Source organism: Bradyrhizobium altum, from assembly GCF_020889705.1.
In the GTDB taxonomy this organism is placed as follows: Bacteria; Pseudomonadota; Alphaproteobacteria; order Rhizobiales; family Xanthobacteraceae; genus Bradyrhizobium; species Bradyrhizobium altum.
The window spans coordinates 1-11,534 of the sequence record NZ_JACMYP010000273.1 but is presented as its reverse complement, the minus strand read 5'-3'; the positions used below and the strand labels follow the sequence as shown (position 1 = coordinate 11,534).

Here is an 11,534-nt window from a genome sequence, read left to right as displayed (position 1 = left end):
CGCGCAGCGCGGCCAGGGCGCGGGGGCGGCCGGCGCCGTCAACTCGAAATATCGCGGCGCGCAGGGGCTCGATCCTGATTTCATCAAGAAGCTCGAGGTGCAGTTCGGCTTCGACAAGCCGGCGCCGGAGCGGTTCGCGCTGATGGTCTGGAATTTCGCGCGGTTCGACTTCGGCGATAGCTATTTCCGCAGTGTCAGCGTGCTGCAGCTGATCAAGGAGAAGCTGCCGGTCTCGATGTCGCTCGGAATCTGGATGACGCTGCTGACCTATCTGATCTCGATCCCGCTCGGCATCCGCAAGGCAGTGAAGGACGGCTCGCGGTTCGACACCTGGACCTCGGCCGTGATCATCATCGGCTTTGCGATCCCGGGCTTCCTGTTTGCGATCCTGCTGATCGTGCTGTTCGCCGGCGGCTCGTTCCTCAATATCTTCCCGTTGCGCGGCCTGACCTCGGATGGCTGGTCGCAATTTCCCTGGTACTGGAAGATCATCGACTATTTCTGGCATCTCACGTTGCCGCTGGTGTCGATGGCGCTCGGCGCCTTCGCCACCATGACGTTGCTGACCAAGAACTCGTTCCTCGACGAGATCCGCAAGCAATATGTGATGACCGCGCGCGCCAAGGGTTGCAGCGAGCGTCAGGTGCTGTATGGCCACATCTTCCGCAACGCCATGCTGATCGTGATCGCGGGCTTCCCGGGCGCGTTCATCCACGCGTTCTTCTCGGGCTCGCTGCTGATCGAGACCATCTTCTCGCTCGACGGGCTAGGCCTGCTCGGCTTCGAGAGCGTCCTGAACCGCGACTACCCGGTGGTGTTCGGAACGCTGTTCATCTTCTCGCTGGTCGGACTTGTGGTCAATCTGATCTCCGATCTCGCTTACATGTGGATCGATCCGCGGATCGACTTCGAGGCGCGGGAGGTCTGATGACGATGCTCGCGCCCCAGCCGGTCGAGACCACGACGCAATCGCCGATGGGCGAGGCGGTGCCCGCCACCCGCCACGCCTTCGCGCCGTCGCCGCTGAACAAGCGGCGCTGGCAGAACTTCAAGGCGAACCGCCGCGGCTACTGGTCGTTCTGGATATTCCTCGTGCTGTTCGTGCTGTCGCTGTTCGCCAATTTCATTGCCAACGACAAGCCGCTGGTCGTCAAATATGACGGCCGTCTCTACTGGCCGGTGGTGTTCACCTATGCCGAGACCACCTTCGGCGGCGACTTCGAGACGGCGGCCGACTATCGCGATCCCTATCTGCAGAAGCAGATCGCCGCCAAGGGCGGCAGCATGATCTGGCCGCCGATCCGCTACTCCTACGACAGCCGCAACCTCGATCCGCCGACGGCGGTGCCGTCGAAGCCGACCTGGCTCCTGACCGAAAAGCAGTGCGCGGACGTGGTGAAGCGGAAGGGCCTGACCGGCTGCCGCGACCTCGAATACAACTGGCTCGGCACCGACGATCAGGGCCGCGACGTCGTGGCCCGGTTGATCTACGGCTTCCGCATTTCGGTGCTGTTCGGCCTGACGCTGACCATCCTGTCCTCGATCATCGGTATCGCCGCCGGCGGCGTGCAAGGTTATTTCGGCGGCTGGATCGATCTCGGCTTCCAGCGATTCATCGAGATATGGACCGCGATCCCCTCGCTCTATCTGCTGCTGATCATCTCGGCGGTGCTGCCGCCGGGCTTCTTCATCCTGCTCGGCATCCTGCTGCTGTTCTCATGGGTCTCGCTGGTCGGCCTGGTCCGGGCCGAATTCCTGCGCGGCCGCAACTTCGAATACATCCAGGCGGCGCGTGCGCTCGGCGTCTCCAACCGCGTGATCATGTTCCGCCACCTGCTGCCGAACGCGATGGTCGCGACCATGACGTTCCTGCCCTTCATCGTCTCGTCCTCGGTGATGACGCTGACGGCGCTGGATTTCCTCGGCTTCGGCCTGCCGCCCGGTTCGCCCTCGCTCGGTGAATTGCTGTCGCAGGGCAAGGCCAATGTGCAGGCGCCGTGGCTCGGTCTCACCGGCTTCTTCTCGGTCGCGATCATGCTGTCGCTCCTGATCTTCATCGGCGAAGCCGCGCGCGACGCCTTCGATCCGCGCAAGACGTTCTCGAAGGGCTAACGCATGGACGCGACCAACCAGCCCCTGCTCGACGTCAGCGACCTCTCCGTCGCCTTCGGCCGCTCGCTTGCGGTCGATCGCGTCTCTTTCTCGATCAAGCGCGGCGAATGCACGGCGCTGGTCGGCGAGTCCGGCTCGGGAAAATCGGTCAGCGCGCTGTCTGTATTGAGGCTGCTGCCCTATCCGGCGGCGTCACATCCCTCCGGGGCGATCCGTTTCAAGGGCCGCGATCTCCTGGGATCGTCGGAACGCGAGATGCGCGGGATTCGTGGCAACGACATCTCGATCATCTTCCAGGAGCCGATGACCTCGCTCAATCCGCTCCACACCATCGAATCCCAAATTGGCGAGATCCTGTCGCTGCACAGCGGCATCAGCGGTGCGGCGGCGCGGGCGCGGACGCTGGAGTTGCTCGGCCAGGTCGGCATCCCCGAGCCGGAGACGCGGCTCAAGAGCTATCCGCATCAACTGTCCGGCGGCCAGCGCCAGCGCGTGATGATCGCGATGGCGCTTGCCAACGAGCCCGATCTGCTGATCGCGGACGAACCGACCACGGCGCTCGACGTCACGGTGCAGGCGCAGATCCTCGCCTTGCTGGCCGAGATCCGCGCGCGGCTCGGCATGAGCCTGTTGTTCATCACCCACGACCTCGGCATCGTCCGCCGCATCGCCGACACCGTCTGCGTGATGAACAACGGCAAGATCGTCGAACAGGGCCCGGTCGAGCAGGTCTTCATCGCGCCGAAGCACGTCTATACGAAGGCGCTGCTGGCGGCCGAGCCGAAGCCCGATCCGGCGCCGCCGCAGCCGGACGCGCCGGTCGTGATGTCGGCGGACAATCTCAAGGTCTGGTTTCCGATCAAGCGCGGGCTGATGCGCTCGACCGTCGGCCACATCAAGGCCGTCGATGGCGTCAGCCTTGCGGTGCGCAAGGGCGAGACGCTCGGCGTCGTCGGCGAATCCGGCTCCGGCAAGACCACGCTCGGGCTCGCGCTGCTCCGGCTGATTTCGTCCGATGGCCCGATCGTGTTCCTCGGCAAGGACATTCAGGGCCTGCGCTTCAAGCAGATGCTGCCGTTCCGCCGCGACATGCAGATCGTGTTCCAGGACCCGTTCGGCTCGCTCAGCCCGCGCATGTCGGTGGCCGACATCATCGCCGAGGGGCTCGAGGTGCACCAGAAGCAGCTGTCGCGCGAGGAGCGCGAGGCGCGGGTGATCAAGGCTTTGAAAGATGTCGGGCTCGATCCGGACTGGCGCTTCCGCTATCCGCACGAATTCTCCGGTGGCCAGCGCCAGCGCATCTCGATCGCGCGCGCAGTCGTGCTGGAGCCGAACTTCGTCGTGCTGGACGAGCCGACCAGTGCGCTCGACATGCTGCTGCAGGCCCAGATGGTCGATCTGTTGCGCGACCTGCAGCGCAAGCGCGACCTCACCTACATGTTCATCTCGCACGATCTGCGCGTGGTGGCCTCGCTCGCGAGCCATCTGATCGTGATGAAATCCGGCAAGGTCGAGGAGGAGGGGCCGGCCTCCGAGCTGTTCAAGAATCCGAAGAGCGACTACACCCGCGCGCTGTTCGCCGCCGCGTTCCGCATCGAAGCGCCCGGCGAGGGGACGGTGGCGACGTAAGAGATCCGTAGGATGGGTAGAGCGAAGCGAAACCCATCATGTCTTCGCACGGTTGCAGCTTGATGGGTTTCGCTGCGCTCTACCCATCCTACGAGATCGGCTCAAAGCCGCTTAATTACCAGGACGTCGCTGCCGGCAGCCTTGATGCGCGCGATGGCGGCGTGTGTGTTCTCCACCACCGTTGTCATGTGATGCGCGTTGGCGTGCACGATCGTCGTCGCATCGCGCACGATGGCGACATGGCCCTTCCAGAAGATCAGGTCGCCGCGCTGCAGATGTCTCGATTCCGCTGCGGTCAATTCGCGGCCGAGCCCGTCCTGCTGCATATCGCTGTCGCGCGGGCAGCCGGTGCCGGCGGCGGTCAGCGCGATCTGCACCAGGCCGGAGCAATCGATGCCGAGGCTCGACTTGCCGCCCCAGAGATAGGGCGAGCCGACGAACTGCTCGGCGATTGCGACGAAATCCTGCGCCATCGTGTCGAGAGAGGCGAGATGCTGGCGCGGCAGATGCCAGCCCTCGCGGGTCACCGCGAAGGGGCCGTCCTCGCGAGCGATTGCGAGCCTGGTCCCCATCGCCAGCGCCTCGACCGGCGGCAGCTTGATCGACGGTCCCGGAAACGCCAGCGTGCGCAGCGCCGTCACCTTGTGCGTCGGTACCGTGCCGGGTGTCGTCAGCGCGGCCTCCGCAATCCAGCCGACACAGCCGTCATCGGCGAGCTGGCCCCAGGCCCAGCCTTCGCCGTTGCGGTCGTAAACCGTGACACGTTCGCCTCGGAGCGCCTGCGTCATCTGTTCGGCGTCGGCCTTCGGCGCCTGGCGCAGTGGCGCGATGGCGTCACTGACCTCGAGCGTCTCGCCGTCGACGAAGCGCGCGGCCTTCACCTTGCCCTCGAGATATTTCGCGGCGAGGTCGGCGCGGGCCGGCGTCAAACGAGGATCATGCATAGCGCTGGCTCAACAATTTGTAGATCGCGCGCGCGGCCTGGCACTCGCCGCCTTCGGGGCGGCCAGGCTTTGCCGACGGCGTCCAGCCATAGACGTCGACATGCAGCCAGCTTCTGGCGTGCTCGACGAAGCGCTGCAGGAACAGCGCGCAGGTGATCGAGCCGGCGAAACCGCCCGACGGCGCGTTGGTGATGTCGGCGGTCTTGGAGTCGAGCCAGGCATCGTAGGCCGGCCACAGCGGCAGCCGCCACAACGGGTCGTTCTCGCTGTTTGCGTGAGCTGCGACGTCGCCGGCGAGCGCCTCGTCATTGGTGTAGAACGGCGGCAGATCCGGGCCCAGCGCCACGCGCGCTGCGCCGGTCAGCGTGCCCAGATCGACCAGCAGATCCGGCGTCTCCTCGTCGGCCAGCGCCAGCGCGTCGGCGAGCACCAGCCGCCCCTCGGCGTCGGTGTTGCCGATCTCGACGGTGATGCCCTTGCGCGACTTGAAGATGTCTAGCGGGCGGAACGCGTTGCCGGCAACCGCGTTCTCGACCGCCGGGATCAGCACGCGCAGCCGCACTTTCAGCTTCGCGTCCATCACCATCTGCGCCAGCGCCAGCACGTTGGCGGCGCCGCCCATGTCCTTCTTCATGATCAGCATGCCGCTCGACGGCTTGAGGTCGAGCCCGCCGGTGTCGAAGCAGACGCCTTTGCCGACCAGCGTCACCTTGGGATGGGCCGGATCGCCCCAGCTCAGATCGATCAGCCGCGGCGCGCGTGTCGAGGCCATGCCGACGGCGTGGATCAGCGGGAAGTTCTGTGCGAGCTCGTCGCCATCGATGCAATTGAAGGCGGCGCCGAATCGCGTTGCGAGGTCGCGCGCGACTTCCGCGAGCTCGGCCGGGCCCATGTCGTTGGACGGCGTGTTGATGAGATCGCGCGCCAGCGCCGCGGCGCCCGCCATCCGCGCGATCTCGGCGGCGTCGAGGCCGTCGGGCGGCACCAGGCGGACCTCGGGGACCTTGTTTTTGCGATAGCGGCCGAAGCGGTAGCAGCCGAGCGCGAAGGCGAGCGCGGCAAGCCGCGTGTCATGCGGCGCATTGGCAAAGCGGTAGACGCCCGGCGGCAGCAGGCCGGGCAGGGCGCCGGCACGGAACGGATCGCGTGCCTTGTGGTCTGCATCCTCGAGGCCGAACAGCACCTGCGCGATGCCGCCATCGGCGGCCGGCAGGGCGAGGGCCTTGCCGGGCTTGGCCGCAAAGTCATTGGCCTCTGCGAACCGGCGCGCCGGCGCCGGCAACTCGCTGCGGATCGCGTCCCATGTCGCCTTGGTGACGAAGGTGATCGGCGTGACGGCGGTCGTGGGTGCGGTTTCGAACACGGATGGCATGCGGCTCTCGGCTGTTCTGGCGTCGTTGCTGGTGACTAACACGCCTTTCGCGCTGGATGGTAGCGCGCCAGCGGTTCACGCGACGTGCAGGATTGGAACCGGTGAGCCGGTTGCCAGCGCCGCCAGTTAACCAGACGTTAGGGTTAACAGTCTATTGCTGGCACGCTCGGCTCGATCCATACGCCCGATTTCGTGAGTCACAGTGCCATGCGTCGACAGTCCATTTTGACCCGGCATCTCGCTTCCGCAGCCCTCGTGGCGGTCCTGGCCGCCGGGCTTGGCGGTTGCCAGACCATGTCCGACGTCACCGGATCGATCGCGTCCCGGTCCGATCCGGCGCCGGACGATCCGCGCCGCAATCTCGAGGTTTATGGCGAGCGCTACCGCAAGAATCCCAAGGATGTCGACGCCGCCATCGCTTACGGTCAGGCGTTGCGCTTGACCGGACAGCGTTCGCAGGCCTGCGCTGTGCTGGAGCAGGCCACACTCGCCAGCCCCGGCAGCAAGCCGCTGCTCGCCGCCTATGGCCGCGCGCTCGCCGACAACGGCAATTCGCAAGCCGCATTCGACGTGCTGAGCCGCGCGCACAGTCCGGACAATCCGGACTGGCGGATCCTGTCGGTGCAGGGCACCACGCTCGACAAATTGAACCGGCACGAGGAAGCGCGGCGCTATTACGCCAGTTCCCTTCGACTGGCCCCGGACGAGCCATCGGTGCTGTCCAATCTCGGCCTGTCCTACATGCTGACCAAGGAATTGCCGAAGGCGGAAGAGACGCTGCGCAAGGCCTATGCCAGTGCCCGCGCCGATACCCGCATCCGGCAGAACCTTGCGCTGGTCGTCGGCCTGCAGGGCCGCTTCGCGGAGGCCGAGACCATCGTCAAGGCCGACCTGCCGGCGGATGAGGCGGCGGCCAATGTCGCCTATCTCCGCGACATGCTGAAACGGCAGGACGGCCCGCGGATTTCCTCGCGCGCCGCGCCCGTCGTCGCCAAGGACGACTAAGCCAACACCACAGACCCAAACCTCCCCTTGAAAGGGGAGGTCGCTTTGCTCGCGAGAGCAAAGCGGGTGGGGATGCGCTCTCTCCACATGAAGCGTCGTTGCGGCTGACCCCCATCCCGACCTTCCCCCTTTCAGGGGGAAGGGGAAGGCAGCTGGCGCAGCGCGCCGCTCAATGCATCGTTGCGATCTTGATGTAGGACGGCCCGAGGATCACGATGAACAGGCAGGGCAGGAAGAACAGGATCATCGGCACGGTCAGCTTGGGCGGCAGCGCCGCCGCCTTCTTCTCAGCCTCGTTCATGCGCATGTCGCGGTTTTCCTGCGCCATCACCCGCAGGCTCTGCCCGAGCGGCGTGCCGTAGCGTTCGGATTGCTGCAAGGCCATGCACACCGATTTCACGCCTTCGAGCCCGGTGCGGCGCGCCAGGTTCTCGTAAGCGGACTTGCGGTCCTGCAAATAGGACAGTTCCGCGGTCGTCAGCGCGAACTCTTCCGACAGCGCGATCGACTGTCCGACGATCTCGTTGGCCACCTTGCGGAACGCGACCTCGACCGACATGCCCGACTCGATGCAGATCAGCAGCAGGTCGAGCGAATCGGGGAAGGCGCGCTTGATCTGGAGCTGGCGCTTGGAGATCGCATTCTTCAGGAACAGCATCGGCGCCTGAAGGCCGGCATAGGCCGCGGCGACGCAAATGCCGATCTTGAGCGTGAGCGACCAGTTCGCGCCCGCGATGAAGAACGTATAGACGATGGCGCCGAGCAGCAGCACGATCGGCGTCACCGCGCGGGCGAACAGGAAGGTGACGTAGGGGGCGTGGCCGCGATAGCCCGCCATCACGAGCTTCTCGAGCGCCGCTTCCTGGGCGAGCCATTTCGTGAGGTTGAGATCGTCCACCACCCGGGAGACGACCTGCTTCGGGGTCTGCCGCAGCGCCACCTTCTCCGTCTTGGCAAGGCGCTCGCGCTCACGCTGCCGGAGACGCTCGCGCTCGCTGGCGACGGCCTTCATGCGTTTGTTGAGGTCGCCGCCGGCGAGCAGCGGCATCACCAGCGTGTAGACCGTCGCGCTTGCCGCGATGAAGGCAAGCAGCATGGTCATGAACCTGACGTCGTGGAGCTTGGCGACCAGAATATCAATCATGCTGCACCGTCAGAAATCGAAGTTGATCATCTTCTTCATCACCAGCACGCCCATCGACATCCAGACGACGCAGGCAACCAGCATGAGCTGGCCCATCGAGTTCGTCCACAGCAGGGCGATGTAGTCCGGCGTCGTGAGGAACACGAGGATCATCACGATCGGCGGCAGCGAGCCGATGATGGCGGCCGAGGCTTTCGCTTCCATCGACATCGCCTGGATCTTCTCGGCCATCTTCTTGCGGTCGCGCAGCACCCGCGACAGGTTGCCGAGCGCTTCCGACAGATTGCCGCCGGACTTCTGCTGGATCGCAATCACGATGCCGAAGAAGTTCGCTTCCGGCAGCGGCATGCGTTCGTAGAGCCGGGCGCAGGCCTCGCCGAGTGGCATGCCGATCGCCTGGGTCTCGATGATCGCAAGGAACTCGCTGCGCAGCGGCTCAGATGCGTCGTTGACGACCGCCTTGAGCGATTCGAACAGCGGCAGGCCGGCCTTGATGCCGCGCACGATGACGTCGACGGCGTCGGGCAGCGCTTTCAAAAAGGCTTTTTCCCGCCGCTTCTTCAGGAAGCCGAGCAGCCAGCGCGGCAGGCCGAGACCCATGGCAAAGCCGATGCCGGCTGCGCCGAGCAGGCCTCCGCCGACCATGAATGCCGCGCCGAACCCGAACAGGCCGAGGGCGCCGGAGATCATCCAGAATTTCTGTTCGGACCACTCCAGTCCGGCCTGCGAGATGCGCACGCCGAGCGGGACTTTCTTGTCCTTCTGCCGACGCGCCTCGAGCTCCTTGAGCGATCCTTCGACCTGCTCGCGGCGGGAGCGCTGCGTGCGGTCGGTACTTCGCGTCGTCGACGGTTCGCTGCGCGCCACCGATGCGCGGCGCGACTCGGCCTTCTTTTCCCCCGAGAGGTAGGGATAGAGGAAGACCCAGGCGATGCCGCCCACGGTGGTGGCGGCGAGGAAGGCCAGGGCAAGGGTTTGCGTCTGCATCCTGCGTTCCCCTAGACCGGCGCCGGCGAGTCGGAGGCATCCAACGCCGCCGCAAGCCGCTTCTCTTCATTGTAGTAGCGCGCACGCTCCCAGAAGCGCGGCCTGCCGATGCCGGTCGAGCGGTGCTTGCCGATGATCTTGCCGTTGGCATCTTCCCCGACCACGTCGTAGAGGAAGATGTCCTGGGTGATGATGGTATCGCCTTCCATACCCATCACCTCGGTGATGTGGGTGATGCGGCGCGAACCGTCGCGCAGGCGCGCGGCCTGCACGATGATGTCGACCGAGGCGCAGATCATCTCGCGAATGGTGCGCGAGGGAAGCGAGAAGCCGCCCATGGTGATCATCGATTCGCAGCGCGACAGCGCTTCGCGGGGATTGTTGGCGTGCAGCGTGCCCATCGAGCCGTCATGGCCGGTGTTCATCGCCTGCAACAGATCGAACGCCTCGGGTCCGCGGACTTCGCCGACGATGATGCGCTCGGGGCGCATACGCAGGCAGTTGCGGACCAGTTCGCGCATCGTGACCTGGCCCTCGCCCTCGATGTTCGGCGGCCGGGTTTCCAGCCGCACCACATGCGGCTGCTGCAGCTGAAGTTCGGCGGCGTCTTCGCAGGTGATGATGCGTTCGTCGTGCTCGATATAGTTGGTCAGGCAGTTCAGCAGTGTAGTCTTGCCCGAACCGGTACCGCCCGAGATGATCACGTTGCAGCGGACGCGGCCGATGATCTGCAGGATGGTCGCCCCGTCCGGCGTGATCGCGCCGAACTTGACGAGCTGGTCCAGCGTCAGCTTGTCCTTCTTGAATTTGCGGATGGTGAGCGCGGGCCCGTCGATCGCCAGCGGCGGCACGATGGCGTTGACGCGCGAGCCGTCAGCGAGGCGGGCGTCGCAGATCGGCGAGGATTCGTCGACGCGCCGGCCGACCTGGCTGACGATGCGCTGGCAGATGTTGAGCAGCTGCTGGTTGTCGCGAAAGCGGATGCCGGTGCGCTGGATCTTGCCGGCGACTTCGATGAACACGGTGCCGGCGCCGTTGACCATGATGTCGGCGATGTCGTCGCGCGACAATAGCGGCTCCAGCGGTCCGTAACCGAGCACGTCGTTGCAGATGTCGTCGAGCAGTTCTTCCTGCTCGGCGATCGACATCACGATGTTCTTGATCGCGATGATCTCGTTGACGATGTCGCGGATTTCCTCGCGCGCCGACTCGCTGTCGAGCTTGGCGAGCTGGGCAAGGTCGATCGCCTCGATCAGCGCGCCGAAGATCGTCGCCTTGACCTGGTAGTAGTTGTCCGAGCGGCGGGCTTCGACGGCGGGAGCGGGCGGTGGCTTGGCAGGGGCCAGCGGCGGCGACGATATCGTCGGGGCGGCGGACTCGCGCGCCATCGGCGACGATCCGGCAGGCTCCGGCGTCTGAAAAGCGGGCTTGGGTGCCCGCATATCCCCATCGTTTCCGCTACGCTTACCAAACACGACGTCTTTACTCCACGCGGGCCACTATTTGGACCGCAGCTTTTCGAGCAGGGGCGACAGGAAGGACCCCCTCGGCTTCTTGGTTTCGCCGCGGTCTGTCAGGCGCTGCGCCATCTGCAGAAACATCTCGACTGCGCGGTGACTGGCGGAGATTTCCGCGATCATCTGGCCGTTGTTGGCGGCCGAACCGAAGATCTGCGGATCGAACGGGATGGCGGCGATCGGCGGGCTTTCGATCGCCTTGGCGAATTCGCCCGCCGCGATCTCCGGACGCTTCGGCACGCCGACCTGGTTCAGGCAGTACAGCGGCGCGCGGTCGTTCGGCCGCGACGCTTTCAGCAGGTCGAACATGTTCTTGGCGTTGCGCAGGTTGGCGAGGTCGGGCGCCGCCACGATCAGGATATCGTCGGCCGCGATCAGCGCGCGCTTGGTCCAGCCGGACCATTGGTGCGGCACGTCGAGCACGATGCAGGGCATCGTGGTGCGTAGCGTGTCGAAGATCGCATCGAACGCTTCGGCGCCGAAATCGTAGACCTTGTCGAGCGTGGCCGGCGCCGCCAGCAGGCTCAGATGGTCGGTGCATTTCGACAGCAGGCGGTCGACGAAGGCGGTATCGACGCGGTCCGGCGAGAACACGGCATCCGCGATGCCTTGCGCCGGGTCCTGGTTGTAGTTGAGGCCAGCGGTGCCGAAGGCAAGGTCGAGATCGGCCACCACGGAATCGAGCGCCAGATCGCGGGCGATCGCCCAGGCGATATTGTGGGCGATCGTCGAGGCGCCGACGCCGCCCTTCGCGCCGACGACGGCGACGACGCGGCCGACCGCCTTGGCTTCCGGCGCCGAGAACAGGTTGCAGACCGCGCGCA

Annotated in this window: 10 protein-coding genes; 4 read left to right on the top strand and 6 right to left on the bottom strand. The window is 65.6% G+C overall.

Annotation, left to right across the window (positions count from 1 at the left end; genetic code table 11):
• From H8B02_RS39380 to H8B02_RS39370, 3 genes are all read left to right on the top strand, one after another.
• The coding region (locus tag H8B02_RS39380) for a microcin C ABC transporter permease YejB (RefSeq protein ID WP_229171106.1) at positions 1 to 928 on the top strand (928 nt) is incomplete at its 5' end.
• The gene (locus H8B02_RS39375; protein ID WP_229171105.1) at positions 928 to 2,112 is read left to right on the top strand and encodes an ABC transporter permease; all 1,185 of its coding nucleotides are present in this window, start codon (positions 928 to 930) and stop codon (positions 2,110 to 2,112) included. The genes H8B02_RS39380 and H8B02_RS39375, both read left to right, overlap by 1 nt.
• Positions 2,113 to 2,115: 3 nt before the next feature.
• Positions 2,116 to 3,741, top strand: a complete 1,626-nt coding sequence (locus H8B02_RS39370; protein ID WP_229171104.1) for an ABC transporter ATP-binding protein — start codon at positions 2,116 to 2,118, stop codon at positions 3,739 to 3,741.
• A gap of 101 nt (positions 3,742 to 3,842) precedes the next feature.
• Here the strand turns inward: H8B02_RS39370 and H8B02_RS39365 are convergent, their stop codons facing one another.
• Together H8B02_RS39365 and H8B02_RS39360 are read right to left on the bottom strand one after the other, a co-directional pair.
• Positions 3,843 to 4,685, bottom strand: coding sequence for an NlpC/P60 family protein (locus H8B02_RS39365; protein WP_229171103.1), 843 nt, complete (start codon positions 4,683 to 4,685; stop codon positions 3,843 to 3,845).
• On the bottom strand, positions 4,678 to 6,057 hold the full coding sequence (locus H8B02_RS39360) for a leucyl aminopeptidase family protein (RefSeq protein ID WP_229171102.1): 1,380 nt from the start codon (positions 6,055 to 6,057) through the stop codon (positions 4,678 to 4,680). Before H8B02_RS39360 ends, H8B02_RS39365 begins: the two co-directional genes overlap by 8 nt.
• Before the next feature lie 207 nt (positions 6,058 to 6,264).
• On the opposite strand from H8B02_RS39360, the gene H8B02_RS39355 reads away from it, so the two are divergent.
• The gene (locus H8B02_RS39355; protein ID WP_229171101.1) at positions 6,265 to 7,062 is read left to right on the top strand and encodes a tetratricopeptide repeat protein; all 798 of its coding nucleotides are present in this window, start codon (positions 6,265 to 6,267) and stop codon (positions 7,060 to 7,062) included.
• A gap of 169 nt (positions 7,063 to 7,231) precedes the next feature.
• Here H8B02_RS39355 and H8B02_RS39350 read toward each other — a convergent pair whose 3' ends face one another.
• The 4 genes from H8B02_RS39350 to H8B02_RS39335 form a co-directional block, all read right to left on the bottom strand.
• Entirely contained in the window at positions 7,232 to 8,206 is a 975-nt protein-coding gene (locus tag H8B02_RS39350) for a type II secretion system F family protein (protein ID WP_229171100.1), read from the bottom strand.
• A 9-nt stretch (positions 8,207 to 8,215) separates the two neighbouring features.
• Complete coding sequence (locus H8B02_RS39345) at positions 8,216 to 9,193, bottom strand: type II secretion system F family protein (RefSeq protein WP_229171099.1); 978 nt, start codon at positions 9,191 to 9,193, stop codon at positions 8,216 to 8,218.
• Positions 9,194 to 9,204: 11 nt separating this feature from the next.
• Positions 9,205 to 10,668 carry a TadA family conjugal transfer-associated ATPase gene (locus H8B02_RS39340; RefSeq protein WP_229171098.1) on the bottom strand — a complete coding sequence of 488 codons (1,464 nt, stop codon included), beginning with the start codon at positions 10,666 to 10,668 and terminating at the stop codon, positions 9,205 to 9,207.
• Between the two features lie 24 nt (positions 10,669 to 10,692).
• Positions 10,693 to 11,534 (bottom strand): CpaE/TadZ family protein (locus H8B02_RS39335; RefSeq protein WP_229171097.1); only part of this gene is annotated, 842 nt, incomplete at its 5' end.

Coding starts and splice junctions, on each gene's coding strand:
- H8B02_RS39375 (WP_229171105.1), top strand. CDS start 928: ATGACGATGCTCGCGCCCCAGCCGGTCGAGACCACGACGCAATCGCCG.
- H8B02_RS39370 (WP_229171104.1), top strand. CDS start 2,116: ATGGACGCGACCAACCAGCCCCTGCTCGACGTCAGCGACCTCTCCGTC.
- H8B02_RS39365 (WP_229171103.1), bottom strand. CDS start 4,685: ATGCATGATCCTCGTTTGACGCCGGCCCGCGCCGACCTCGCCGCGAAA.
- H8B02_RS39360 (WP_229171102.1), bottom strand. CDS start 6,057: ATGCCATCCGTGTTCGAAACCGCACCCACGACCGCCGTCACGCCGATC.
- H8B02_RS39355 (WP_229171101.1), top strand. CDS start 6,265: ATGCGTCGACAGTCCATTTTGACCCGGCATCTCGCTTCCGCAGCCCTC.
- H8B02_RS39350 (WP_229171100.1), bottom strand. CDS start 8,206: ATGATTGATATTCTGGTCGCCAAGCTCCACGACGTCAGGTTCATGACC.
- H8B02_RS39345 (WP_229171099.1), bottom strand. CDS start 9,193: ATGCAGACGCAAACCCTTGCCCTGGCCTTCCTCGCCGCCACCACCGTG.